Here is a 26,856-nt window from a genome sequence, read left to right as displayed (position 1 = left end):
AGCCTCACCGCAGAACGCCAGCGCCGGCGGACGAGGGTAGAGTCATTTCCGTAATGTTTTCCGAAAAGGCCGCGGTCATGGACCGGGCGGAACTGGCCGCCGGATTGATGACGACCGGTGGTGACCGGCGCATTGCGGTCGATCCCGGCACGGGCCTCAATCCCTATCTCGTGGCACCGCAGCCGAGCGGCGTGATGGCCTATTCCTCCTCCACCGCCAATGCCATCTCTCCGGCAGCCTTTGCCGAGGTGCAGCGCCGGCTGGAGCGTATCGCGCCCGACGGCGTGCTGGACGCCCGGGGCTATCGTGCGGCGCTGGACGGATTGCGCGAGCGTATCCGCCGCGCGCTGCGTCTGCCGGCGAGCACCGAGATCGTCTTCGCCGCGTCCGGCACGGACCTCGAATATGTCGGCCTCGCCGTCGGCCATCGCGCCGGAGCGGCCGGGATCGACAATATGCTGCTCGGCGCGGACGAGGTAGGCAGCGGCTGCATCCACAGTTCGCGCGGCCATTACTTCGCGGACCGGACACCATTGGGTCTCGTGGTGGCACCCGGCGAAGCGATCGATCCCGCCAATCCTGATCGGGTGCGGCTGCACGCGCTGGCGGCGCGAGGCATGGGCGGCGTGCCAATGCCGTCCGAGGATCTCCTGCTGGAGATCGGTGCGCTTGTCGATGCCGCTGCGCGGGCGGAGCGGCACGCGCTGGTCCATGTCGTGCATGGCTCCAAGACCGGCCTGATCCTGCCCAGCTTCGCGCATATCGACGCGTTGCGCCGCCGATTCGGGGATGCGCTGAGCTTCGTCGTCGATGCCTGCCAGTGCCGGCTCGGCGGATCGACCGTCGCATCCTATCTGGCGCGGGGCGCGACCGTGTTCCTGACCGGATCCAAATTCATGGGCGGGCCGCCGTTCAGCGGCGTCGCGCTGGTGCCGCGCGGTGCCATGCAGAAATCGGCAGGCATGCTGCCGGGTTTCGAGCGGCTGTTCTGCCGTGCCGAATGGCCGGAAAGCTGGCCGGGGGCGGAGCGACTGCCGGAGGGAGCCAATCTCGGCCTGCTGCTGCGGTTGGAAGCCTCGATCTACGAACTGGAGCTCTATCAGCGGTTGACGCCGGCGGACGTGCGCCGCACGCTCGACCTGTTCGATGAGGCGGTGGACATGCTCACCGCCCGGCTCGGTGCGGTGCGGGCCATCCCACAAATGGCGAATGACTGGCAGGACAGCAGCGTGCGGCCGCAGGAAATGCGCACGCTGGTGACGGTGGATCTCGGCCAGACGCGTCGCAAGATCGGCTTCGAGCGATCGCGGAAACTCTATCGCATGCTGCTCGACGATCTCGGCAGCAATGTGCTCGGCCCGGCGAATCGTGTCGTCGCGGCGCGCCGGATCCGGCTCGGTCAGCCCGTGAAATGCATCCCGCTGCCCGAGGGTGGTTATGCCGGCACGCTGCGCATCGGCCTCTCGATGCCCCAGATGGTCGAATTTGCCGCGATGGATTCCGCCTCGCTTCAAGCCCGGCTGCAGGATGATATGGGCGCGATCGCGGCCAAGCTGGACATCGTCGCCGACCTGTAGGGCGGCACCCGGGTTGCGATCAGGCGGATGCGTAAAGCCCTCCCCTTCGGGGAAGAGATGAGTGCGAGCAGATCGCAGGCCGTTCTACGAACGAAGGCCGGAACCGCTACGTCCCCTCAGGAACGTTTGCGATTCCGGCCCCCGCCGGCGGCGGCGCCCGTAGGCGAAGGCGTCGCCACCGATCTGCATGGCCCCCGTATTAACCACAGGGTTTTGATCGGCCAATGATTTAGTCCGATGCCAGTGATCGACAATTTCACTCAACTCCACAGAGCGTTGACCGGGGCCGGAGTTTGTGAAACAGTTTCACTATGTCGATGCCGATCACTGCCGAGTCTTCGCGTCCGCTGGGCCGTCCCAGCCGGATTACGCGCGGTGCGATCATCGAGGCCGCGCTGGAGATCGGTCTCGACGATGTGACCATGACGTCGGTGGCAGATCGGCTCGGTGTTTCGATTGCTGCGCTCTATCGCCATGTCCGTAACCGGAGCGAGTTGCTGCGCCTTGTCGCGGATGCGCATCTGCGCGATTCCATGACGCCGAAGGATGTCGGCCAGCATTGGGCGGGGCTTGCGCGGGCCTATGCCGAGATGCTTTTCGACAGCTTCGCGGGCCAGCCCGGGCTGATCCTGGAATATGCCAATGGCGGCTTCCCGCCCGAGAGTGAGGTGGACGGGATCGAGCTCTATTTGCAGGCGATGCATCTGCGCGGCTTTGCCGGCCCCGATGCGCTGGCGCTGATGCGGGACATGCGCGCCGCCGCGCTGGGCGCCGCTTTCGTGGCGACGGCGATGCGATCGGTGGATGCACGGGCGGGTGCGGATGCGGCGGTGGACGCGGCCTTTGCCGGCCGGGGCGCGGACGAGTTGGTCCTGCTTCGTGCCTGTGGAGATGATTATCGCCGCATCGTGGCCGAGCCGGGCTGGGCAGGCGTGATCGACAGGCTGCTGATCGGCGTCGCCGCGGAGCGTGGAGAGACGCTGCCGGAAGGCTGGCGGGAGGCGGGGATCGCTTGAGCAGCGGGCAGATCTAAAACCGAGAAAACGTGTCGAGGAGAGAGACAATGGCACATTATGACACCATCATTCGCGGCGGCATGATCGTTGATGGGCAGCGCAATTCGCGCTTTCTGGGCGATATCGGCATCGTCGATGGCGTGATCACGCGCGTCGGGCGGATCCAGCCCGGCGCCACCGCAGATCGCGAGATCGACGCGACCGGGCTGATCGTGGCGCCCGGCTTCATCGACCTGCACACCCATTATGACGCGCAGGTCTTCTGGGATCCCTATCTCACGACGTCGGGTTGGAACGGCGTCACCTCGGTCGTCGTCGGCAATTGCGGCTTCGGCTTCGCGCCGCTCAAGAAGGAGCTGCGCCAGCGCGCCATGCAGTCGATGACCAAGGTCGAGGCGATCCCGATCAAGACGATGGAAGCGGCGATCCCGTGGGATTGGGAAAGCTATCCCGAGATGCTCGACAGCATGGACCGCACGCCGCTGGCGCTCAACGTGCTGCCCTATGTGCCGGTCAACCCGCTGCTGATCTGGGTGATGGGCATGGAGGACGCCAAGGCCGGCCGTAAGCCGACCGACGCAGAGCATGCCGAGATGGTCCGCCTGCTCAACGAGGCGATGGATGCCGGCGCCTGCGGCTGGTCCGCCCAGTGCCTCGGCGTTGCCGGAGATCCCGAGGCGACGACGAGCGGCGGGGCGGCGCAGTCCGACTATGACGGCACGCCGATGCCGACCGACGTGATGCACGACGAGACGCGGCTGGCGCTCGCCAGGGTGCTCGGCGAGCGGGGCGAAGGCTTCATCGAGCTCTCCGGCGCGGGCCTTGCGCGCGAGCATTGGGAGGAGCTGGCGCGGGTGAGCGGCGCGCCGATCATCTGGCAGGCGGTGGTGCCGTCGGGCGGCTGGATCGGCGATGCGCGGCCGGACCTCTTCGCCTGGTTCCAGAGCTGCCACGACAAGGGCCTGCGCATTTACGGCCAGGGCATTACGCAGAATCCGCCGCTGCTGTTCACCTTCGACTATTGGGACCTGTGGGGCCCGGTGTGGAACGAGCTGGCCGGGCCGGACGTGCCGCGCGAGAAGAAGCTCGCCAACCTCGCCGATCCGGCGTGCCGCGAGAGGCTGCGCGCCGAGCCGCTGAAGGTGATGTTCATCGACGGCATTCAGGACACCAAGCTGCACCAGACCGGCGACGTGCGCTACAAATGGTTCGAGGGCCGCACGATCGGCGAGATCGCCGAGGCGACGCGCCAGCATCCGGTAGACGTGGTGTGCGACATGGTGGTGGCCGACGATCTCGGCACGATCTTCCACGCCACCCAGTTCGACACGACGATCGAGGGCATCAAGGCGCTGATCGACAACCCCTATATCATCCCCGGCCTGTCGGACGGCGGCGCGCACCTCAAATATCTGGCGGCGGGCAGCTACGGCACCGAATATATCGCCAAATATGTGCGCGAGCACGGCTTCTCGACCCTCGAGGAGGCGCATTGGCGCCTCTCCGCGCTGCCGGCCTTCTGCGCAGGCTTCAAGGATCGCGGCACGATCCGCGAGGGCGCGATCGCGGACATCATCGTCTACGATTATGAGAAGCTCAGCTATAATTTCCCCGAATTCCGGCGCGATCTGCCCGGCGACGAATATCGCCTGGTGTCGGGCGGCAGCGGGTATCGCTACGTGTTCGTGAACGGACAGATTACGATACAGGACGACAAACAGACGGAGGTCTATTCCGGCCAGTTGCTTCGCGGCGGGGTTGCCGACATGGAGAAGCTCAAGACGCGGCGGCGCGAGGCCATCGCGGCGGAGTGATCCAAGGAGGCAAGTATATGAGCGCGGATGAGGTCTTCCGGGGCGGCGTGGCCGTCGTCACCGGAGCGGGCAGCGGCATTGGCGAGGGCATTGCGCGGCGCGCGGCCGCCCTCGGCATGAAGCTGGTGCTGGCCGACATCGCGTCCGACCGCATCGAGGCGGTCGCGGCGGACATCCGCGCTCAGGGCGGCGAGGCGCTGCCCGTGCAGACCGACGTGTCGGATTCCTCCGCGCTCGATCGCCTCGCCGACGCTGCCTATGACGCCTATGGCGAGGTCACCTTGCTGGTGAACAATGCCGGCATCGAAATGCTCGGTCATGTCTGGGAGATACCGGCAGCGACATGGGACAAGGCGCTGACCATCAACGTGCTCGGCGTGATCCATTCGGTGCGCGCCTTCGCGCCCCGAATGCTCGCGGCGGGCAAGCAGGCCTGGATTGCCAATCTCGGTTCGATCGGCTCCTTCGGCATGATGCCCGTGCAGACGCCCTACATCGTCAGCAAGCATGCGGTGCTGTCGTTCAGCGAATGCCTGGCGCTGGAGATGGAGCTGATCGGCGCGCCGATCACCGTCTCCTGCGTGCTGCCGGGGCCGGTGGCGACGCGGATCTTCACCGATGCGCCCGCGGGCAACAATCCGAGCACCGTCGACAAGCATCGCGCGATCATGGCTGGAATGCTGAAGGACCATGGCCTCACCCCGCTGCAGGCCGGCGAGATCATCCTCGACGGCATCGCCCGCGGCGATTTCTGGGTACCGACCCATCCCGAGATGGCCGAGCAGGCCGCGGCGGCGCGCGCAGCCTATCTGACCGGCGAGCATCGGCCGAAGCTGGCGGAAGAGGCTCGGGCGATCCTGGCTTGAGGGGCGCGCGGCTCTTTCTCGGAGAGCAGCGCTGTTCGCACATCTCACCCGTCGCTCTTACGTCTTCGTCATCCCGGCTCAGCGGATTGCTTCGCTGATCCGGGATCCATTCGCCGCGGCGGTGCCGATAAGGCGATACGCTGCGGCGAAATGGATCCTGACTTCCGTCAGGATGACGAAAAAAAGTGGGAGGGGAGTCAGGCGTCCGCTGTGGCCTCTTGCAGCAAGCCCAGCATCTCCTCCGTCGTCCGTACATCGGCGAACATCAGCCGCACCGTGAGCAGGGCGGCATTATGTTCCTCGTCGGTGCGGGTCGCCGTGGCGTCGGAGAGGAAGAAGACGCGGTAGCCGCGCATATTGCCCTCGCGCGCGGTGCTGTCGCAGCAGCAGTTGGTGAGCGTGCCGGCGATGACGATCGTGTCGATGTCGCGCGCCTTCAGCACGGCCTCCAGCGCGCCGGCGGGGCAGGAGAAGGCGCCGTAGCGATATTTGTCGATCACGATGTCCGACGGCGCCGTCGCCATCGCCGGATGGAGGGCGTGCGAGGGCGTGCCGGCCTCCATCGTCTCCACCGCCTCGCGCACTTCGGGGATGGAGAGATCATATTGCCAGCCGGGCATGGCGCGCGGCGGGCGGTGGTCCACGGTCTGGCGCGTCCAGATCACCGGCGAGCCGGCAGCGCGGAAGGCGGCGGCAAGCCGGTTCACCGTATCCACGATGGCGAGTGCATAGGGGTTGCCGAACACCTCGCCTGGGGCGAGGAACACCGTCTGCATGTCGATCAGGACGAGCGCGGTGCGTGCGGGATCGACATGCTGGAAATCGTTGAGCTGGCGGCCGCGCTCGACCGCCCACTCGGGCAGGTGGATCGTGTGCGTGGTCATGCCGGCACGGGAATGGCGGTGGACAGCGAGGTCTCGCGCCATGCATCGATATCCGCGGCGATGGCTGCCAGCTGATCCTCGGCATAATGGAGCGCATCGGCACCGAGCAGCAGGTGAAGCGGCGGCTCGGGGCTATCGATCGCCTTCAGGATCGCCGCGGCGGCCAGCGCCGGATCGCCATTCTCCCGCCCGACATTGGTGGTGAGAACCTCGCGCGCCATATGCGCGGTGCCTGCATAATCCGGGATTACCTTCTCGCTCAGCGCCAGCGAGCGGCCGGCGAAATCGGTGCGGAAGCCGCCGGGCGCGACGTTCATCACCTTAATGCCGAGCGCGCCTACCTCCTGCGCGAGCGTCTGGCCATAGCATTCCAGCGCATATTTGGTCGCGCCATAGGTGGCGGTGCCCGACCAGGGGGCGAGGCCACTGACCGAGGTGATGTTGATGATAAAGCCGGCCTTGCGCGCGCGCATCGCCGGCAGCACCGCCTGGATCACCGCGACCGCGCCGAATACGTTCACCTCGAACAGCGCGCGGATCTCCGCGAGGCTCGTTTCCTCGATCGCGCCGACCAGGCCATGGCCGGCGTTGTTGACCATGATGTCGATGCCGCCGGTCAGCGCTTCGGCTTCGGCAACGGCGGCATGGACGCGGGCCTCGTCGGTCACGTCCATCAGGAAGCCGTGCGCGCGGCCGGGGGCCAGCGCCTCGAACGCGGCCTTTGCCTCGGGCTTGCGAACGGTGCCGCAGACCGTATCGCCGCGATCCAGGGCCGCCTTGGCGATGGCTTCTCCAAATCCGCTGCTGACGCCGGTGATGAGCCAGGTGGCCACGCTCTGTCCTTTCGTTGTTCCGAGCGAACGCTAGTCGCTGGGGCGGAACCCTATCTTGCCGCGCCCGCCTCCAAAAGTTGACTGGATACGCATGTGGGCCGGCGCCGGAAAGCGAGCGCCGGGCGACAAGATTAGCTCAGACGCGCTTATTATCCGTGCGGTTCGAGCGCAGTCGAGAACCCTTTGGTGAAGCTCCTCGGCTTCGCTCGGACGGGGTTCTCGACTTCGCTCGAACCGAACGGTTAGGAAGAACCGAGGAGAGTCTATGTCCGTCTGCATCCTGGGATCGATCAATCAGGACGTGATCTGGCGCGTCGCCGCGCTGCCGCGGCCGGGCGAGACGATCACGACGCGGGATATGAAGCTGCTGCCAGGCGGCAAGGGGGCGAATCAGGCGATCGCGGCGGCACGCATGGGCGCGGCGACGCATATCATCGGCGCCGTCGGCGACGACGCCTATGGGGTGGGCCTTTCCGGCTATCTCGCCGAATCGGGCGTCGACGTGCGCCATGTCGCCCGGATTGCGGGCGTGCCGACGGGTGCAGCCTATATCCCGATCGACGATAGCGGCGAGAATCTGATCATCGTCGTGCCCGGCGCCAATGCGCGGGTGACGGGTGACGATGTGACCGATGCCAAGATCGGCGAGGCGCGCATCGTGCTCTGCCAGCTGGAAATGCCGATCCCGGCGATCGCGGCCTTCTTCGAGCGGGTGGGGCGCCTCGGCGGCACGCGCATCCTCAACGCCGCGCCGGCGCTGCCCGAGGGAAAGGCGCTGTTCGAGGCGAGCGACATGCTGGTGTTCAACCAGACCGAGCTGGCCTCTTATCTCGGCCTCGACGGCGAGCCGCGCACTGCCGAAGAGGCGGCGGTGGCGCGGCGGCTGCTGAGCCGGCCGGGGCAGTCGGCGGTCGTGACCTTGGGCGCGGCAGGCGCGGCGCTGGTTACTGCCAGCGACGTCGAATTTGCCCCCTCTTTCCTGGTTCCCGTGGTAGACACAACGGGCGCCGGCGATTGCTTCTGCGGCGCGCTTGCCGCCCTGCTCGACGAGGGGGTGGCGCCGGGTCAGGCGCTGCGGCTGGCGAATGCGGCGGCGGCGCTGTGCGTCGGGCGCGAAGGCGCGGGGCCGGCGATGCCGAGCCGGGCTGAGGTCGAGGCGTTCCTTGCCCGGCCAAGTTAACGGGCGCGCGCGATCAAGAGTTTGTCCAGCCCCCGGATAGTCTGACGGGCGTAACGACATAGGGGTGGAACGATGGGAAATACTCCGCCGGCCATGGATCCATTCGGGCTTCCGTCCGACACCGGGGGAAAGGATCTGGGCGTGTTCATGCCGATCGCCAATGGCGGTTGGATTCTCTCCAAGAATGCGCCGCCGATCGACGGCTCCTATGAGTACAACCGCAAGGTGGCGAAGCTCGCGGATGAGATCGGCCTCGATTTCATCATGTCGATGGCGAAGTATCGCGGCTATGGCGGCGAGACCGAGCATTGGCGCTACACGCTGGACGCCACCGCCTGCATGTCCGCGCTTGCCGAGGCGACCAGCCGGGTGAAGGTGTGGACGACGGTGCACACCATCCTGCAGAACCCGGCCGTCACCGCCAAGATGATCGCGACGCTCGACCAGATCAGCCATGGCCGCGCCGGCCTCAACGTCGTCACCGGCGCGTATAAGGGGGAATTCTCCCAGATGGGGGCCTGGCCCGAAGGCGTCGACCATGACGCGCGCTACGATCTCGCCACCGAATGGATCCAGGGTATCAAGGCCCTGTGGACCCAGGATTCGGTGACCATGAAGGGCAAATATTTCACGCTCGACGACTGCATGTCCGACCCCAAGCCGTCGACGCGGCCCTTCCTGGTCTGCGCCGGCACGTCGCGGCGGGGCATGGACTTCACCTCGCAGGAGATGGACGCGATCTTCCTGTCCGGCGGCGACGCCAAGGAACTCTACAAGGCCAGCCGCGACGCCAAGGAGGTCGCCGCCACCTATGGCCGCGCGATGCGCACCTATTCGATGATGACGATCCTGTTCGGCGAGACCGACGAGGCCGCCGAGCGCGAGGCCGCATATTATCGCGAAGGGCTGGACGAGGGCGCTCTGCGCGGCATGATGAAGGCCTATGGCTTTCTCGATGCCGAGATCGGCAAGGAGAATGCCTTCGTCCAGAAGAGCCGCTCCACCTTCCAGACGCCGCATGTGCTCGGCACGCCGAAGACAGTGATCGAGCGGTTGAGCGACCTGCTCGAGGAATCGCAGATCGACGGGCTGATGCTCATCTTCCCAGACTATATCAAGAGCTTGCCGATTTTCGGCGCCGAGGTGCTGCCGGCACTGCGGGAACGCTTTCCTTCGGTCGTGAAGGAGCCCGCACATGTCTGAGGCCGTCCTCGCCGAACTGCCGCATCTCGACGCACAGGCCATCGCGCCGATGATCGTGCCGGAGAAGACAGCGCTGATCGTCGTCGATATCCAGACGGACTTCGCCTCGCCCGCGGGACTGCTCGGCCGCCATGGCGTCGACATGAGCGTTGCCGAACCCGCGCTCGACAATATCGACCGGCTGATCGCAGCGGCGCGGAAGGCCGGCGCGGAGGTGGCCTTCATGCGTGTCGTGACGAGCCCGGAGACGGACTCCAACGCGCTGAAGACGCTCTACGAGCGGCGCGGCATGCCGGGTGGGCAGGGCATCTGCCGCACCGACGACGGCGGCGCCGACTATTATCGGGTGAAGCCCGAGCCGGGCGACATCGAGATCGAGAAGCTGATGTTCGACAGCTTCCACGGCACCGACCTCGACGAACAGCTGCGCGGGCGCGGGATCGAGACGCTGGTGATCACCGGCATCAGCACCGATTGCTGCGTCGATTCCACCGCGCGGGCGGCGTTCCACCGCGACTATCATGTCTTCGTGGTGTCGGATGCGTGCGCGGCGTTCGGGGACGATCTCCATTATGGCGCGCTGAACGCGCTGCAGAAGAATGTGGCGTTCCTGGTGACGAGCGATGCGGTTATCGGGGCGTGGGCCAAATGACTCGTTTCGTCTTCGTCATTCCGTTCGCACTGAGCTTGTCGAAGTGCTCTCCTTCTTTCTTGCTTCGGGAAGAGCAGAAGGGAGGGCTTCGACAGGCTCAGCCCGAACGGGTTTTAGGTTGGGCGCTATGACCCTCACCTACGTCACCTTCCTCTCAACCAACGTGGACCGTCTCGCGCAATTCTATGTCGATGCGCTCGGCCTCGAGGAGATCGAGGCGTCGCGCGATCATCGCTATCGCGAGGTGATCGCCGGCGGCTGCAAGATCGGCTTTGCCTATGCCGGCGCCTATGAAACGCTGGGCCTCGCCGAGGACGCAAACCCGACTGGCTTCCGCTCGGTGCTGACCTTCGCGGTGGGCAGCGTCGCCGAGGTCGGCCCCGGCGCCGACAGGGCAGTCGCGGCCGGCGCCACGCTGGTCAAGCCCGGCTTCGACACCTTCTTCGGGCAGCACCAGGCGGTGCTGCGCGATCCCGACGGCAACGTCTTCCGCATCAGCGCACCCATCGGATCATGATCGTCTATACCCCGCCCAGCGCCGCATCGCACATCCCGGTGATCGACCTTGCCGGCAGCTTCGACGATCCCGAGGCGCTGCGCCGCGTGGGATGGGAGATCCACAAGGCCTGCCGCGAGACCGGCTTCTTCTACATCTCCGGCCATGGCGTGCCGCAGGCGCTGATGGACAATCAGATCGAGATGACGCGCCGCTTCTTCGCGCAGCCGGCCGAGGCCAAGCGCGCGGTGGCGATCGCGCATTCGCCCTGCCGGCGCGGCTATGAGGAAGGGCTGCAGATCCTCGATCCCGGATCGCCGCCCGATCTCAAGGAAAGCTTCATGCTCGGCCGCGAGCTCGGGCCGGAGCATCCCCATGTCCAGGCGGGCGTTCCCAATTACGGTCCCAATCTCTGGCCGGCCGGGCTGCCGGGCTTCCGCGAGCAGATGGAGGCCTATGAGGCCGAGATCATCCGCATCGGCACCCATCTGATGGGCTGCCTCGCCGCCTCGCTGGACCTCGATCCCGGCTATTTCGCGGACGGGCTCCAGGATCCGCAATGCGGCATGCGGCTGCTCCACTATCCGCCGCAGCCGGCGGATACGGCGTTCAACCGGCTCGGCGCCGGCGCGCACAGCGACTGGGGATCGATCACCATCCTGCTGCAGGACGACATGGCGGGCCTCGAGGTGCGGAACGCCGACGACGAATGGATATTGGCAACGCCGATCCGCGGCACCTTCGTGATCAACATCGGCCAGATGATGGAGCGGTTCAGCGCCGGCCTCTACCGCGCCAACCTGCATCGCGTCCGCAACAACGCGGCCGACCGTGCGCGCCATTCGGTGGCGGTGTTCTTCGAGCTCGACCATTTCTACAAGATGGGCCGCGCGCCGACCGTGCCGGCCAATGACGCGTTCGACGCGCTGTTCGACCTCACCGTCGGCGAGCATATCGAGCAGATGGCCCGCGCCAGCTACGGGGGGTGAGGGCGCGCGGTGGGCTGGTTGAGCGCAGGTCGACCATCTCTATCTTCGGACCAATCTCGTCATCCCAGCGAAAGCTGGGATCGCCCTCAGCAGCGAACCGGGTGCCATTGGTGAGCGATCCCAGCTTTCGCTGGGATGACGAAAAGTGGGATGAATCCTAGCGGCAATCCCCGGCTCGATGGGACGGCTTGGTCATGCCAAGAGTCCCACACCCCGATCCGCTCTATCCCGTCGTCTGGGCCGAAACGCCCACCGCACCGGATAGCCCCGCAACCCCCGCCGTCTCCGGCCTGCCGGAGGACGACGACCCGATCCAGCTGCACCTCGACGAGGCGCTGGTGCGCAAGGCCGACAATGACACGGTGGACCGCTGGAAGACGCTGTCCGGTCCATGGTTCGCCGCGCGCGGCGAGGACGCCGCGACGCGCTGGAAGGATATCGAGCAGTCGCTGCACGAGATCGTGCGCCGGCCGCTGGGCGAACTGGCGACCACGCGGCAGCGAAACATGTACCGCGACATCATGGAGCCGCGCCTTTCGGCCTGGGGCGACGAGGCGCGTGCCCATGCGGACCGTGAGACCCAAGCTTTCAACGACAGCGAATCCCGCCAGCGCCAGGATCTGGCGCTGGCAGCGATGCGCCGCGGCGCGCGGTTGAACGACATGCGCGCCGTGGCGGAAGGCGAGCGGCGCATCATCGGTGAGGTGCGTGGGCGCAGCCGCCGGCAGGGCCTCGATCCGGATGCGACAAGCGCAGCGGAAACGGACGCGCTCGGCGCGGCGCATGCGGATCTGGTCGAGCATCTGGCGCAGCACGATCCCCAGCACGCGCAAGGCTGGCTGGACGCGCACGGCGGAATGATCAGCGATCCGGCGAAGGTCGAGCGACTGAAGAATATGCTGCAGCCCTATGTGGCGGAGCAGCAGCAGGAAGGGCTTGCCGACCTGATCCGCGAGGAAGGCGGTGACCTGCCTGCCCAGCATGCCGCCGTGGACGCGATGGGGCTCGATGCGCCCATCGCCGACGGGCTCAAGCAGCGCCTCGCGGACATGGCCGAAGGCGACCGCAGGACTGCGGAAAAGGAACAGGATGCGGCCTTATCCCGCGTAATGGCCGCCGTGCTCGATCCGGAGATGCAAACGCTGCGCGGCATACCGCCGGCGGATTATTATGCGCTGACACCGGATAGATTGAAGATGGTGAACGCCGTGATGGCGGCGAATTTGCGCGGCGAGGGAGCAGTGGCCAATCCTGGGCTTTACAGGGCACTAGCTAACAGGGCGGCGCGGGGGGTGCTGACAAACGACGAGGTGCGCAAAACGTTCGAAAGACTCCCACATTCACAAGTCGATCTATTTGGCCCTGTGTCAGAGGGCGAGATGTCTAAGCCATCGGGTTATCGACCTTTTAGTTCCCCTGAACGTGGAGAATTGGACAATATATCTTCTTCGAATTTCATCAATAATGACTTGGAGAGCGCGGTATATGATCCTGATATCGTAAAGCCGAAATTGGATAGGGCTGGTATTGCAGATTGGACAAGAAGGAAATGGAATGGCAATTGGAGAGGATTTGCTGAGTGGAGTGTCGGAAAGGCGATTAAAGATCCAAAAACGTCGCAATCTGCTAGAGACGTACTTGGGAGCTTCCTGAGTGGGAAGGGAAGGAAAGTATTCTATTATGGACCGCAATCCCAAGGTTTAAAGGAGCTCTTTACCGGAGAGACCGGAGGGTATTTCGAGCGCGAGCAAATAGAAGCCATGCGATATATGGCGTATAAGAAGGGGAAAAGGGGGTATCTAAAAGACGGGGATAAAGTAGATAATTTCGTATTCAGAGATTTCACCCCTGTTGATGGTGCTTTAGGGTTCAAAGATGGTACTCAAATGGGCGATATCGTTGGAACGATAACTCATGGATTGGAAGCGTATGTAAAAGATGATCGATTTATTCTCGGGCTGACAATGACATGACGATGCTGTCGTTTCCCGGAGGGAACTTGATTACTCTGCAAGATAGATTTATAGATCTTCCTAAAAGTGGGCCTTTGTCGAGTGTCAAAATCATATTTGAGTGGTCTGTTCCTATCCCAGACTATCTGAAAGAGCGGCCTTGATGCGATTTTATCATACTCTATTTCTTATCTCTTCATGTCTGCTTGGAGGGTGCGATCCCAAGGATGCCTCCTATGCGGATTTAATGGGGGAATGGCGATCCGATCAGGGTTACTCTGTGACGTTGCGTCCGGATCGCAGTTTCCGGTTCTGTGACGGTTCAGCGTGCTTTGACGGCCGTTTCAGGAATCCGGGCGGCATCGAAATCGAACTCCAAGATTTTTTCAAGCATACCGAAGCAAAGAGATTTGTTAAACAGGCAGGAATGTTTGAAAATGTCAGCCCGGGTTCTCTATTTTATCCGGGAAACGATCTGAGTTTCTCTGTTACATCGGATAATAATCGATCGAACTGGTGTGGTAAAGAAATCTGTGTTTTATACGGGTCTGTTGAGACGCGTGACCATATTGCGTTTATAAAACAATAAATCTTAAGGTTGCCGTGTACGTCATAAAATCATCGATTAATTATCGAAATATATTATAATTGTAAAAATAGATCGTTACATTCTCAATACGTGGGAATGCCGGGGCGGTATATTCCATAATGGGTTAAATAATTTATCTGCGCCACAAGCATATTCGGACTGTTCCCTTTCTCGTGGATTTGCCTGTGCCGGTGTAGCATGCTCCCTGCCGTCGAAGCGTCCACGAATCACCCTCGCCGTGCGTGGAAAGTATGTCTTCATTTCCATATCCCCACCAGCCTTTCTTGTCGTTGTAGATAGATGCCCAATAATCTCGTGACTGTTCATCGGCTTGGATTTCGGGCTCGGGATAATCAATGCCCCAGTGAAGTTGCCGAGGACCCTCAATGTAGAATTCACCATTTTGCTCTATTTTATAGGCGCATTTTCCCGATATCCTGGTTTTACCATTCACGTTGAGCCAGGCATCGGCCCCATTTTAAGTCTTTGGGCAGGCGATGTTCCCGCTTGGCTGCAGAATGCGCGGTGCAAGTGGCGAGACCGGCGACCAAGAAGCCGAGCGCAAATCTCCACTGGCTTTTTGAGATCATTCATCGCTCCGGGATTCGCGCTTCGCTCGAGTAAGCGAGGTTGTGTTCACCTCATGTTCTATCTTACTCTGCGTTGTAGACAATGCATCGAAGCAGGTGGACGCCAAACTGGCTTCGCGGTTTCGGCTAACGCTCCACCGCTATGTCCAGCAGCCTATCGCGCATTCCGCGAAGGATGGACGCCCGAAAAAGTTCGGGCGCGGATCGTCAAGACCGGGGGGTGAGGGTCTGGGAGCATCGCGGACATGGCAACCGCTCTTCGCTCCTCCGAATCCGGCATCGCCGTCCACCCGCTGTCCCCGGTGATCGGGGCGGAGATTTCCGGTATCGACCTGCGCCAGCCGCTGGCCGCCGAGGATGTCGCCCGGCTGCGACGCGCGTTGCTCGATCACAACGTCATCTTCTTCCGGGACCAGCCGCTCGATTTCGAGGATATGAAGCGGGTCGGCCGCGCGTTCGGCGAACTGCACATCCATAGCGGCGTCGCGGGCCTGCCCGACCATCCCGAGATCGTGCGCATCCATGCCGACGGCGCCTCCAAATATGTGGCCGGGGAGGACTGGCATTCTGACCTCACCTGCGATCCCGTGCCGCCGATGGGCAGCCTGCTCTGCCTGCACACCGTGCCGGAGGTCGGCGGCGATACCGCGTTCGCCAATATGGTCGCCGCCTATGAGGCGCTGAGCGATCGGATGAAGGCGCATCTCGACGGGCTCACCGCGGTGCATGACGGTGCGCGGGTGTTCGCTGCCTTCTCGCCGCCGGACAAGACCTTCCCCAAGTCGCGCCATCCGGTGGTGCGCACCCATCCCGAGACAAGGCGCAAGGCGCTGTTCGTCAACAAGCAGTTCACCGCCCATATCGAGAGCCTGCCGCGCGACGAGAGCGAGGCGCTGCTCGCCTATCTCCACGCCCATTGCGCCAAGCCGCAATTCCAGGTGCGCTTCCGCTGGCAGAAGCATTCGATCGCCTTCTGGGACAATCGCGCGGCGCAGCACACCGCGATCTGGGATTATTTCCCGCATATCCGTTCGGGCTATCGGGTGACGATCGCTGGTGACGGGGCGCCGTTCTGATGGGGTACGGATATGGCGCGTCGGAGCCTTCTCCCGCTTGCGGGAGCGGGCTCAAGAGGGGAGAGGCGCAATGACCGACGCCCCCACGCCCGTCGACCTGCTGATCCGCAATGCCTGGATCGTCACCATGGACGGCGAGCGGCGGATCTTCCGCGACGGCGCGATCGCCCTCGTCGGGGATCGCATCCATGCGGTCGGGCCGAGCGCCGAGATCACGGCGGCGGTGCAAGCCAAGGAGACGATCGACGGCAGCCGCTTCGTCGTCACGCCCGGCTTCGTCAACGGCCATATCCACACCACCGGCGAGCCGCTGACCCGCAGCCTGGTGCCCGACGATACCGACTGGCGCACCAACGTCTTCGACTGGCTGATCCCGATCGACATGGCGCAGGAGCCGCGGCACGAGCGGCTTTCGGCGCAGTTCGCGGCGCTGGAAATGCTGCGCACCGGCACCACCTGCTTCGTCGAGGCGGGCACGATCATGGCGCTGGACGAGGTGGTCTCGGGTCTCGCCGAGACCGGCATCCGCGCGCGCGTCGGCCAATGGGCGCAGGATCGCGCCTTCGCCGCCGACGACGATCAGGTGGCGCTCACCGATCGCGCGCTGAAGGTGCTGGAGAGCGAGCTCGATCGTTATCCGACCGCGGGCGATCCGCTGATCGCCGCCTGGCCGGCGCTGGTCGGCCACAACACCGCCACCGACACGCTGTGGATCGAGGCGACGCGGCTGGCGAAGGAGAAGGGGGCGGGCGTCACCGCGCATATGAGCCCCGATCCGATCGATCCGGACTATTATCTTGCGACGACCGGGCGTCGCGCGATCACGCACCTCGGGCATCTGGGCGTCCTCGGGTCGCACCTTTCGCTCACCCATGCCATTCATCTCGACGATGAAGAGGTGCGCCTGCTGGCCGATAGCGGCACCAACGTCACCCATTGCCCGATGACGGCGATGAAGGGGGCCTATGGCGCCACGGCCGCAGGCAAGTTTCCCGAGATGGCGGCGCTGGGGGTCAACATCCAGCTCGGCACCGACGGCAATAATAACGGCAACGTCGCCGACATGATGCGCGCGATGTTCGTGATGGCCGGTATCTTCAAGGATTCGCGCCGCGATCCGACGCTCTTCTCCGCCTATCGCGTGCTGGAGGCGGGGACGCTGAACGGCGCGCGCGGCGCGCAGCTTTCCCATCTGATCGGGTCGCTGGAGCCGGGCAAGAAAGCCGATTTCGTGCTGCATGATCGCGATCGGCCGGAATGGGTGCCGCTGTTCAACGTCGTCAACCAGCTCGTCTATGCGGCGGACGGCCGCGGCGTGCATAGCGTGTGGGTGGACGGGCAGCGCGTGGTCGAGAATTACCGCTCGACCCTGATCGACGAAGAGAAGATGTTCGCCGATGTGCAGCAGGCCGGCGGCGAGGTGATCGCCCGCGCAGGCTTGCCGGTTCCCTGCGAATGGCCGGTGTTGTGATGCGGCCGCGCCGCGCTTACCTTCTTTCCCGAGGAGACGGCCGATGAACGTCCATGGGCGCGCACGTTTCGTCGTGCTGGCGGCGATGAGCCTGCTCTATTTCCTGCTTTCGGCGGGCACCTTCAACGCGCTCGGCGTCGTGCTGCCGATGATGGTCACCGACATGGGGATGAACTGGACGGAGGCAGGGTTCGGCTTCACGCTGCTCGGCATCGCCTGTGGCATCACCAGCCTGGCGCCCGCCATGCTGATCCGCCAAATCGGTGTCAGCCTGACCCTGATCGTCGGCGCGATCCTTCTGGCCGCGGGCTTCGGCTGCCTGGCGATCGCCCATGGCGTGCTGCCCTATCATGTCGGCACGACCCTGATGGGCATGGGCTATTGCTTCTGCGGCACGGTGGCCGGGGTGCACGTGATCTCCGCGATGTTCGAGCGCAAGTCCGCCGCGCTCGGCATCTATTTCACCACCGGCGGCCTGGGATCGGTGGCGGGGCCGTTGTTCTTCGTCGCGATCCAGAAATTCCTGACCGACTGGCGAATCTTCTGGGTGCTCTGCGCCGTCGGCGCGCTCGTGGTCGGCCTGTTCGCGGCGATCGTGACGCGGGGTAGCCATCCGCGCCACGCGCCCAAGGACCGGCCGATGGTCGAAGCAACCGGATGGACCGCGCGCGAGGCGCTGCGCATGCCGCAATATTGGGTGATCGTCGGCGGCTATACGGCCTGCCTGCTGGTCAACACCACGGTCCACAGCTTCGTCGTCCAGCATATGAGCGAGCGGGGCATCACCCAGGCGAGCGCTGCGTTCATCGTCAGCGCGGGCGCCGCGGTGGGCGCGATCGCATCGGCGGTGGCCGGCGTGGTGGGCGAGAAGATCCATGCCCGCTGGCTGATGCTCTGCTCGCTGGCGGCGCTGACGATCGCATCGGGATCGCTGGTGATCCCGCAGAGCTGGTTCTCGCTCGGCCTGTTCGCCCTCTCGATCGGCATCGGTCTGGGCTTCAGCTATGTCGCTGCGGCGATGCTGCTGCACGATTATTTCGGCAAGCGGCCCAATCTCGAGCTTTACTCCACCATGTGCATGGTCTCGACCTCCGCCGCGGTGGGGCCAGGGCTGGGCGGGTTCGTGCGCGATCATAGCGGCAGCTTCCTGTCTGTGTTCGTGACGCTGGCCATCATCGGCTTCGCGCTGGTCGTGGCTGTGCTGGTGATGCGCCGGCCGGTGCGCGCGGCGGACGAGGCGGAGACCAAGCTCGCGCCCGAATATATCTGATGGCCGGACGTCATACTCCGCCGTCATGCTGAACTCGTTGCAGCATCCACCCATCGGCGGGCACCGTGTCTGGTTTGATGCGAAGCTGATCGGTCGCGTTCTGCCGTAGACACAAGGCCTGTCGTACGGTGGATGCTGAAACAAGTTCAGCGTGACGGTTAGAAGAAAGGACCGAAACTGTTGACCGACTTCGCCGATCCCGCCCGCGCGCCCTATGCCGTCACCGAGGCCGAGCGCGACGCGATCGCAGCCGCGATAGATACGGACGAACTGGTCGCGCTCGCCCTGACCCTGGGCAATATCCCCAGCCGCTCGCGCGAGGAGCTGGCCGCAGCCAATTACGTCCATGACTGGATGGCGCGCGAGGGCTTCAATCCCCGCCGGGTGGGCGCGACGCCGGAGCGCCCCAATATCATCGGCGAATATGGCGGCAGCGGCGACGGCGCCAACCTGCTGTTCACCGCGCATCTGGATACCGAGAGTCCGAGCGGCATCGCCCATCAGGACGCCTTCCGGTATCGGCCCTCCACGCTCGCCGATCCGGAATGGACGACCTGCTGGGTGGAGGACGGACAGCTGCGCGGCTATCCCATCTCCAACGATCGCGGCCCGATGAGCTGCTTCCTGATCGCGGCCAAGGCGCTCCGCAAGGCGGGCATCGGGCTTTCCGGCAAAGTCTATCTCACCGCCTGCCCAGGCGAGATCGGGCCCGAACCGATCGAGGAATATCAGGGCATCCAGTATAATGGGAAGGATATCGGCGCCCATTATCTGTTCCATCATGGCGGCGTTGCCCCCGATTATGCGATCGCGGCCGAAGGCACCGATTTTGGCGTCACCTGGCAAGGCTGCGGCTATGCGCTGTTCCGGATCCGCATCCACGGCCGCGGCGTCTTCTCGCCGATCCTCGAGGCGCCGGAGCGGCCCGAGGCGCATCCCAATCCGATCTACCGGCTGGGCCCCGTGATCGAGGCGGTGCATGCTTGGAGCCTCAAATGGGAACGGGAGAGCCAATATGAGACGCCGGGCGGCCTTTCCCAGCCCAAGGTGCAGCTCGCCTCGGTGCGTGGCGGCGCGCCGTTCGACTTCGGGGCGGGCACCGAGGTGTGCGCGCTCTATCTCGATGTGATCCTCAATCCTCGCCAGACGGTGGCGCAGGCCTATCACGGTCTCAACGCGGCGCTGAAGACGGTCGACATCGAAGGCTATGACATCGAGCCGGTTGTGGTGCGGCACGGCTTCGAAGCGGAGGCGGGGGCGGTGGCGCCGCTGACCGGCGCGGTGGACGCCGCGACGCGGCTGGTGCGTAGCGTGCCCTCCGAGCGGGCGCATCCGGTCTATTCGAGCATGTGGCGCGACCATAACGTGTTCAACATGCATCGCATCCCGGCGATCACCACCGGCATGCCGCGCTGGCGGCCGACGCCGGAGGACATGCGATCGAGTGCGCTGATCTACGCGCTGACCATGCTCGCGACCTGCGGGCGCGGCGCGGCACCCGACTTCGGCGGGGCGACCAGCGTCTATGGGGATGAAACGCCATTTTCGTGATCGCCCGCGTGGGGCCATGGCTTGCACATATCGGTTTGGTCGCGTTTTCCTTCGTCATCCGGACGGACGTCGGGATCAGCGAAGCGACCCGCTGAGCCGGGATGACTGAGAAAAAAGCAGAACATCGCATGGCGTAGAGGAAGCTGGAAGAGGCACGCCCGCGTTGACGAACCTTCCCTCGCGCGCCTAGCCTTGCGGCAGGCATGGCGACAGATCGTGCCGCGAAATTGGGGGAGGGGTTCATCGATCAGAGGATGGAATCCGCGGACGTGAGGTTCACGACCAACGCTTACCCGAAAGAGCAGCGGCGCGACGCGTGGCGTTTCGCGCTGCGACGGCTGTCGATCGAGCTGGGCGAAATGCCGGAGGAGGGGCTTTATGGTGAGCTCGTCGCCTTCAAGAGCGAGCTCGGCATAGAATTCATCCGCGTCACCGCGACCGCCCAGGCGTTGAAGCTCGATTTCACCGCTCATCCGGACTTCTTCTGGCTCACCATGCTGCTCGACGGCCACGCCGATGTAAGCGGCGGAAAGGCGATGCTTTCCGCCGAGGATGGCGACATCGTGTTCGGGCGCGGTGAGATCGCGGCGACCCATGCCTTTTCGGGCGACAACCGCAGCCTGATCGTCAAGATTCCGCGTTCCGTGCTCACTCTCCGGCTGCGCACGCCGCTGCCCGAGGAGATCGGCAAGCTGGCGGCAGACCAGGGGGCGAGCCGCGTGCTGGGCGGCATGCTCCGCTCCGTGGCCGACACGCTGATCGACGCGACGCCCGATCAGATGCGGCCGATCGAACTCAGCCTCCCCGAATTCCTGCTGACCGGCTTGCTCGACAATGCGCCGCCGCGCGCGCTGGGTGGTGCTGCGGGCATGCGCGCTGCGCTGCTCGAGCGCATCTTCCAGACGATCGAGATGCGCCTGTCCGATCCTGAGCTCAGCCATCAGCAGGTGGCGAGCGAGCATGGTATCTCGCCGCGCTATCTGCAGAAGCTGTTCGAATCGGTCGGCGAGAGCTTCGGCCATTTCGTGAAGCTCAGGCGGCTGGAGCGCTGCCGGCTCGATCTGCGTAGCCCGCTGCACGCGCAGAAATCCATCTCCGACATCCTCTTCCAATGGGGGTTCAACGATTCCGCTTCGTTCAGCCGGGCGTTCCGCGAGCAATATGGGGTTTCTCCACGCGAATATCGCAAGGCTGGCCCGTCGGCTGCGACTGACAGCGAGCAGCCGCGTCGCGGCAGCCCTGCGGCCAAGCGAGACATGCGTCCGCTTGCTCCGCAGATGGACGGCGAGGAGGGCGAGAGCGAGGCGCCGCTGACCCTCGACGATGCGGGCGATACGGCGCCGGGCGTACGCCACCACCTGCTGCCGGTGAGCCCGGAAACGGTGCATTGGGGCTTTTTCAGCCGGCATTTGAAGCCGGTGCTGGAGGTGCGCTCCGGCGACTATGTGACGATCGAGACGCTGACCCATCACGGCAATGACGATGCCGAGCGCATGATCGAGGGCGATCCGGGCGCGGAGAGCGTCTATCACTGGACGCACGAGGGCAAGGCGATCGAGCGGCGCGGGGCGGGGCCGCTGGACGCCTCCGCCTATGGCCGCGGCGCGGGCGAAGGCTTCGGCGTGCACATCTGCACCGGCCCGATCGCGGTGGCGGGCGCGCGGCCGGGCGACGTGATCGAAGTGCGGGTGCTCGACATCAAGGCGCGGCCGAGCGGCAATCCCAAATTCCAGGGGCGCGCCTTCGGTAGCAACGCGGCGGCCTATTGGGGCTTCCACTATTCTGACTTGCTGACCGAGCCGCGCCCGCGCGAGGTGATCACCATCTACGAGGTGGAGCGCAACGACGGCCGGCCGTGCGCCCATGCCGTCTATAATTATCGCTGGACCCCGCAGACCGACCCGTTCGGCGTGGTGCATACGCGGATCGACTATCCGGGCGTGCCGGTGGATCATGCCACGGTCGAGAAGAATTTCGACATATTGCGCGACGTGGAAATACCGGTGCGGCCGCATTTCGGCGTGATCGGGCTGGCGCCGGCGCATGGCGATCTCGTCGATTCGGTGCCGCCTGCGGCATTTGGCGGCAATCTCGACAATTGGCGCACGGGGCCGGGATCGCGGATCTTCCTGCCGGTGGCGGTGGCGGGCGGGTTGTTGTCGCTGGGCGATCCGCACGCCTCGCAGGGCGATTCCGAATTGTGTGGCACGGCGATCGAATGCTCGATGACCGCGCTGATCCAGATCATCCATCATCCCGCCGCTGCGACGCACCGGCATCTGCGCGATCTCGACTATCCGCTGATCGAAACGGCCGACGAATGGGTGATCATGGGTTTCAGCCATCCGGACTATTTGAAGGAACTGGGCGAAGACGCGCAGAGCGAAGTCTATAAGCGCTCCTCGATCGATCTCGCGATGCGCGATGCGTTTCGCAAGGCGCGGCGTTTCCTGATGACGTCGCGCGGGCTCAGCGAGGACGAGGCGATCTCGCTGCTTTCGGTCGGCGTCGATTTCGGCGTGACGCAGGTCGTCAATGGCAATTGGGGCGTGCATGCCGTGATCAGGAAGAGCCTGTTTACGGCGTAAGGGGAGATCAGGGTGGCTTGCGATGACTCGTTTGGACAAAGCTGCTTTGGGCGTTTCGGGCGTTATGACGCTGCTCTTCGCTCCCAGGGCATTGGATGCTGCGCGCCTTTATAAAGAGCTTGATCAAATCTCGGGTGCGATGTGCATGGTCGGCATTCTGGGCTGGATCATCGCTACATACGGACCGATAATGGTTTTCGTATCATCCTGGCATTTATCTCTGCGCCTGCGTGCGACTTGGGTGGTCCATCTCCTGGTGACCCCATGTGCCGGGATCACGCTGCTAGCCGGTTCGAAAATCATGCTGTATCTGATCCGGGACCCCGACTTCGACGCGACGTTGGGCGCTCCCGTCATGCCGGCTCCGCTCCTGTTCGTGATCGCATTTGTGGGCTATTTCTCGGTTTTGATATTCAAGCAGATAAAATCTGCTCCGAGACGAGCTTAAAGTTTGTTTGGAAATGCGCGGCGCGCGGACGCATGCGCCCACCCCCCAACCCATCCCTGCAAGCAGGGAGGGAGTGACCGCTACCGTCCCACCACCGCCTCGTAGTCCGGATCGATCTCCACCGCCCGGTCCTCGTCGGCGCGGGCCGCCCCGATCTTGCCCTGGCGGCGCAGCAGGAGGCTTCTGTTGTAATAGGCCGATGCGGCATGCGGGGCATGGCGGACCGCGGCATTCGCGTCGGCGAGCGCGCGATCGTCATCGCCGAGGCGCCCATAAGCGAGGCTGCGGTTGAGATAAGCCTGGGAGAATTTGGGGGCCACGGCGATCGCGGCGTCGAAGGCCGCGATGGCGCCGTCCATATCGCCCTGCCAGGCGCGTGTCAGGCCATCCGCGAGATGGGCCGCCGCGACGCCCTTGGGGCCGCGGGCGGAGAGCGGCAGGGCGCGCTGGCAGAGCGAGAGGATGCGGCTTGGATCCTCCACCGTGCAAGCATTCCAGTCGCCACGGGCCGGAGGCGCTGTCTCACGGCGCCGCGCGGTCACGACTACGTCCCCCGGCGCAGGCGAGGCGACGGGCGCGGTCTCCGGCGGAACGGATACGATTGGGGCGGGCGGCGGTGGCGGTGGCGGGGGTGGAGGAGCTGGAGGTGCGGCGCGAGAGCTGTACGCGGGCGCCCTTCGTTGCGCTTGCGTCGAACCGGCTTCGGCGAGCTGAACCGGGGCGGCGCGCGCGACGGGCGTTGGCGGAGCGGCGGGTTCGGCCTCGGCCTGCGGTGGTTCGACCCGGGCGGCCGGTTGCGTGGCTGCGCGATCAGCCGTGGCCGGGGGGCGTTCCGGCGAAGGTGGAGCGGGGCTGCGATAGGTCCGCCTCGTATCTGCCGATGGCACGGTAACGGCCGGGGGCGGTGACGGTGCGGTGCGGATCGCCTCCTTGCCTGCATTGCGATAGACGATTTCCCAGGCAGCGGGCAGCCCGACGACCGCCATCAGCCCGACGGTGACGAGCGCGCCGAACTGGGGACGACGGATCCACGGCCTACGGGGTGTGCGTTCGGGTTTGGCGGGCACGCCGGCCGCAGGCGCGTGGCCATCGAAGCGCCGCATCGCCTCGCCGATCGCCGCTTCGCGCCGGGAGGCATTCGGCGGCGGCGGATCGGGCAAGGATGCTCGGAGATCGTCGTCCGCCATTCAACCGCTCCTGCCGGTGCAGGGCGAAATTAAAGCGCGACGGAAGGACATGGACGACATCTGGCGTCCTTATACCGTCCCTTTGCAGGTGGGTCGAATATTGTAAGAGCCCATTCGGAAACGCGCGAAACGGCGTGCTTCGAGGCGGCACTGGCATAATGTGCCGAAGGTCCATTTCCAAACCGGCTCAGAGGGTGCGGCGGCGATGGCCACATCGCCGCCGCGTCCGGTCATCGATCGAGCCGGGCCATCGCGGATGCGGTCTTGGCGGCGCGGACTATCTGGACGAATTCGGCGCGATAGCCGAACGCGTCCGATCCCCGGGCGGCATTCGCGATCGCCAGCACGTCGTCATAACCCATCGCGCCGCCATATTTCCCGCCGCGCAGCAGCTCGGCGAAGGCGGCGACGCCGGTAGCGAAGCGCGCGTCCTGCGGCGCATCTGCGAAGCGCGCTGTCTCCGACGCGCGGTCGATCGGGGTCGCGATCAGCCGGCTGGTGTCGGATTTAGGCAGCTTGTAGCGGATCTTCACATAGCCATATTCGTTGCCGTGCGCTTCCACCGGGGCGGTCGTCGGTCTGGCATAGCGCAGATCCCCGATTGCGCGGGGACCGCCAACCGGCGTGATCTCGTAGAGCGCCGTCACAGTCTGGCCCGATCCGACATCGCCGGCATCGACCTTGTCATTGTCGAAGTCCTCGCGCGCCAGCATCCGCGTCTCATAGCCGATGAGACGATATTCGGCGACGGCGGCGGGATTGAACTCGACCTGGATCTTCACGTCCTTGGCGATCGGAAACAGCGTCGAGCTTGCTTCGTCGACCAGAGTCTTGCGGGCCTCGGCGAGCGTGTCGATATAGGCGGCGGCGCCATTGCCGTTCTGGGCCAGCGTCTGCATCAACGCGTCGTTGTAATTGCCCATGCCGAAGCCCAGCACGGAGAGGAAGACGCCCTTGCCGCGCTCACGTTCAACATAACCCTTGAGCTCGGTCTCGTTGGTAATGCCGACGTTGAAGTCGCCATCCGTGGCGAGGATCACCCGATTGACGCCCTGCGGATCGAGATTCTCCTCGGCCAGCATATAGGCCTGCCTGATACCCTCGGCCCCGGCCGTGCCGCCGCCCGCGCTGAGGCGATCGATCACCGCGCGGATGCGGCTCTTCTCGCGGGCCGGAGTCGGCGCCAGCGCGACGCCGGCATTGCCCGCATAGGTGACGATCGCCACCCGGTCGTCGGGCGCGAGTTCGTCGAGCAACATTCCGAGCGACTGCTGGACCAGCGGCAGCTTGTTGGGCGCGTACATCGATCCGGACGTATCGATCAGGAAGACGAGATTGGCGCGGGGCCGCGTGGCGCGCTGGATCGCATAGCCCTTGATCCCGATCCGCACCAGCTTGCGGCCCGGCGCCCAGGGGCTCGGGAATACGGACACATTGGTGCTGAACGGCTGCTCAGCCGATTGCGGCGCGGCATAATCATAGGGGAAATAGTTGATCATCTCCTCGCTGCGCACCGCCGCCGGCTGCGGCAGCACATTCTGGTTCAGCGAGGCCCGGACGAAGCTGTAGGATGCGGTATCGACGTCGATCGAGAAGGTCGAGACCGGTTCCTCGCGGGCCAGTTTGACTGGATTCTCCTCCTTCGCGGTGAAGCGGTCGCGCCCGACATTCTGATAGGCGGGCGGGCGGAGCGCATAGGCTTCCCTCGCCATGGGTGCGGACGGCGCGGGCGCATAGGCCATGGGTGGCCCCATTCGCGCCGCCGTGATGACGACGTCGTTGGGGGCGAGGACGGGTGGCGGAGGGGGCGGTGGTGGAGGGGGCGCGACCGATGCCATCGGCGGCACGACGCGCGGTGGCGCTCCGTTGCCGGCGCCCGTCTCGTCCAGGTCGGTCCTGGCGCAGGCGGTGAGCAGCGCGGCGGTCAGCCCGAGGGCAAGAACCGGATGGAAGCGAGGCATGATACTCTCCCTGGCAACGGCAGGCCGATCGCCCGCCAGTCACTGGGACGCGGCTCGGAGGGGAAAGCTTGGGAGAGGTGCGAAATTTTTTTCGGAGTTTCAATTCCCCCCGTGTTCGGCAGCGATCAGGCGGCGGGCCTCGTGCATGCGCCAGGATATCGTCGCTTCCGTCACGCCCAGGATGGCGGCAGCTTCCCCATGGCTGAGTTGCTGGCCGGCGACCAGGATCACGGTATCGCGATAGACGGGCTTCAGCCGGGCGATCGCGCTCTTCAGCCAGAATGCGTCGTGCAGATCGCGCCCGTCTGGGCCGCGAGTCAGGCCGGCGATCACCGCCAGCCGCTCGGTAAAGCCTTTGAACGAACGCCGTCGGCGGCGGAAGTCGCGGCAGGCGTTGAACACGATGCCGCACAGCCAGGTGCCGAACTTCGCCTCGCGGCGGAAGCCGGCGATCTTCTCGACCAGCGTACAGCAGACATCCTGCGCGATATCGTCGGCATCGGCCCGCGATCCGGTCAACTGCCAGGCGAGCCCATGGATGCGGTCATAATGGCGGCGCAGCAGGGTTTCGAAAGCCTGGCGGTCGCCGGCCATGGCGGCGGGCAGCAGGTCGGAATCCGGATCGGTTGCGAAATCCGCCATCGCCCGCCTGTTTGCCCCAAT

Annotated in this window: 22 protein-coding genes; 17 read left to right on the top strand and 5 right to left on the bottom strand. The window is 64.8% G+C overall.

Going from position 1 to position 26,856, the window contains the following annotated elements; genetic code table 11:
- The first annotated feature begins 77 nt into the window (after positions 1–77).
- From GQY20_RS06880 to GQY20_RS06865, 4 genes are all read left to right on the top strand, one after another.
- On the top strand, positions 78–1,577 hold the full coding sequence (locus tag GQY20_RS06880) for a hypothetical protein (RefSeq protein WP_157216338.1): 1,500 nt from the start codon (positions 78–80) through the stop codon (positions 1,575–1,577).
- A gap of 311 nt (positions 1,578–1,888) precedes the next feature.
- Entirely contained in the window at positions 1,889–2,593 is a 705-nt protein-coding gene (locus tag GQY20_RS06875) for a TetR/AcrR family transcriptional regulator (protein WP_157216337.1), read from the top strand.
- Positions 2,594–2,640: 47 nt separating this feature from the next.
- Positions 2,641–4,407 (top strand): N-acyl-D-amino-acid deacylase family protein, encoded by a 1,767-nt coding sequence (locus GQY20_RS06870; RefSeq protein ID WP_157216336.1) that lies wholly within the window; start codon positions 2,641–2,643, stop codon positions 4,405–4,407.
- 17 nt (positions 4,408–4,424) lie between these two features.
- Positions 4,425–5,273 carry an SDR family NAD(P)-dependent oxidoreductase gene (locus tag GQY20_RS06865; RefSeq protein ID WP_157216335.1) on the top strand — a complete coding sequence of 283 codons (849 nt, stop codon included), beginning with the start codon at positions 4,425–4,427 and terminating at the stop codon, positions 5,271–5,273.
- A gap of 197 nt (positions 5,274–5,470) precedes the next feature.
- Here the strand turns inward: GQY20_RS06865 and GQY20_RS06860 are convergent, their stop codons facing one another.
- Positions 5,471–6,199 (bottom strand): cysteine hydrolase family protein, encoded by a 729-nt coding sequence (locus tag GQY20_RS06860; RefSeq protein ID WP_232475924.1) that lies wholly within the window; start codon positions 6,197–6,199, stop codon positions 5,471–5,473.
- On the bottom strand, positions 6,154–6,990 hold the full coding sequence (locus GQY20_RS06855) for an oxidoreductase (RefSeq protein WP_157216334.1): 837 nt from the start codon (positions 6,988–6,990) through the stop codon (positions 6,154–6,156). The genes GQY20_RS06860 and GQY20_RS06855 overlap by 46 nt, the downstream gene beginning before the upstream one ends.
- Before the next feature lie 265 nt (positions 6,991–7,255).
- Here GQY20_RS06855 and GQY20_RS06850 point away from each other — a divergent pair, with 265 nt between their 5' ends.
- The 13 genes from GQY20_RS06850 to GQY20_RS06790 all read left to right on the top strand — a co-directional run bounded on the left by GQY20_RS06850 (position 7,256) and on the right by GQY20_RS06790 (position 23,045).
- Positions 7,256–8,170, top strand: a complete 915-nt coding sequence (locus tag GQY20_RS06850; protein ID WP_157216333.1) for a ribokinase — start codon at positions 7,256–7,258, stop codon at positions 8,168–8,170.
- A gap of 72 nt (positions 8,171–8,242) precedes the next feature.
- On the top strand, positions 8,243–9,373 hold the full coding sequence (locus tag GQY20_RS06845; protein ID WP_198350860.1) for an LLM class flavin-dependent oxidoreductase: 1,131 nt from the start codon (positions 8,243–8,245) through the stop codon (positions 9,371–9,373).
- A complete protein-coding gene (locus GQY20_RS06840; protein WP_157216332.1) occupies positions 9,366–10,025 on the top strand; it encodes a cysteine hydrolase family protein in 660 nt (219 codons plus the stop codon). The genes GQY20_RS06845 and GQY20_RS06840 overlap by 8 nt, the downstream gene beginning before the upstream one ends.
- Positions 10,026–10,152: 127 nt before the next feature.
- Positions 10,153–10,542, top strand: a complete 390-nt coding sequence (locus GQY20_RS06835) for a VOC family protein (RefSeq protein ID WP_157216331.1) — start codon at positions 10,153–10,155, stop codon at positions 10,540–10,542.
- Entirely contained in the window at positions 10,539–11,510 is a 972-nt protein-coding gene (locus GQY20_RS06830) for an isopenicillin N synthase family dioxygenase (protein WP_157216330.1), read from the top strand. The genes GQY20_RS06835 and GQY20_RS06830 overlap by 4 nt, the downstream gene beginning before the upstream one ends.
- Positions 11,511–11,704: 194 nt before the next feature.
- Positions 11,705–13,483 carry a hypothetical protein gene (locus GQY20_RS06825; protein ID WP_157216329.1) on the top strand — a complete coding sequence of 593 codons (1,779 nt, stop codon included), beginning with the start codon at positions 11,705–11,707 and terminating at the stop codon, positions 13,481–13,483.
- Between the two features lie 142 nt (positions 13,484–13,625).
- A complete protein-coding gene (locus GQY20_RS06820; protein WP_157216328.1) occupies positions 13,626–14,051 on the top strand; it encodes a hypothetical protein in 426 nt (141 codons plus the stop codon).
- 835 nt (positions 14,052–14,886) lie between these two features.
- Positions 14,887–15,717: a TauD/TfdA dioxygenase family protein gene (locus GQY20_RS06815; RefSeq protein WP_157216327.1), complete on the top strand. Its 831-nt coding sequence runs from the start codon at positions 14,887–14,889 to the stop codon at positions 15,715–15,717.
- A 70-nt stretch (positions 15,718–15,787) separates the two neighbouring features.
- Positions 15,788–17,188 (top strand): amidohydrolase family protein, encoded by a 1,401-nt coding sequence (locus GQY20_RS06810; RefSeq protein WP_157216326.1) that lies wholly within the window; start codon positions 15,788–15,790, stop codon positions 17,186–17,188.
- Positions 17,189–17,231: 43 nt separating this feature from the next.
- Entirely contained in the window at positions 17,232–18,458 is a 1,227-nt protein-coding gene (locus tag GQY20_RS06805; protein ID WP_157216325.1) for an MFS transporter, read from the top strand.
- A 180-nt stretch (positions 18,459–18,638) separates the two neighbouring features.
- Complete coding sequence (locus GQY20_RS06800) at positions 18,639–20,009, top strand: zinc-binding metallopeptidase family protein (protein ID WP_232475923.1); 1,371 nt, start codon at positions 18,639–18,641, stop codon at positions 20,007–20,009.
- Positions 20,010–20,278: 269 nt separating this feature from the next.
- On the top strand, positions 20,279–22,597 hold the full coding sequence (locus GQY20_RS06795) for an acetamidase/formamidase family protein (RefSeq protein WP_232475922.1): 2,319 nt from the start codon (positions 20,279–20,281) through the stop codon (positions 22,595–22,597).
- Positions 22,598–22,619: 22 nt separating this feature from the next.
- Entirely contained in the window at positions 22,620–23,045 is a 426-nt protein-coding gene (locus GQY20_RS06790) for a hypothetical protein (RefSeq protein ID WP_157216323.1), read from the top strand.
- Positions 23,046–23,125: 80 nt separating this feature from the next.
- On the opposite strand, the gene GQY20_RS06785 is transcribed toward GQY20_RS06790, so the two are convergent.
- The 3 genes from GQY20_RS06785 to GQY20_RS06775 form a co-directional block, all read right to left on the bottom strand.
- Entirely contained in the window at positions 23,126–24,232 is a 1,107-nt protein-coding gene (locus GQY20_RS06785) for a tetratricopeptide repeat protein (RefSeq protein WP_157216322.1), read from the bottom strand.
- Positions 24,233–24,462: 230 nt separating this feature from the next.
- A complete protein-coding gene (locus GQY20_RS06780) occupies positions 24,463–26,193 on the bottom strand; it encodes a vWA domain-containing protein (RefSeq protein WP_157216321.1) in 1,731 nt (576 codons plus the stop codon).
- A 99-nt stretch (positions 26,194–26,292) separates the two neighbouring features.
- A complete protein-coding gene (locus GQY20_RS06775; RefSeq protein WP_157216320.1) occupies positions 26,293–26,835 on the bottom strand; it encodes an RNA polymerase sigma factor in 543 nt (180 codons plus the stop codon).
- Positions 26,836–26,856: the final 21 nt, after the last annotated feature.

This window comes from Flavisphingomonas formosensis, assembly GCF_009755815.1.
GTDB lineage: Bacteria > Pseudomonadota > Alphaproteobacteria > Sphingomonadales > Sphingomonadaceae > Flavisphingomonas > Flavisphingomonas formosensis.
This window is presented reverse-complemented; position numbering and strand designations above follow the sequence as displayed.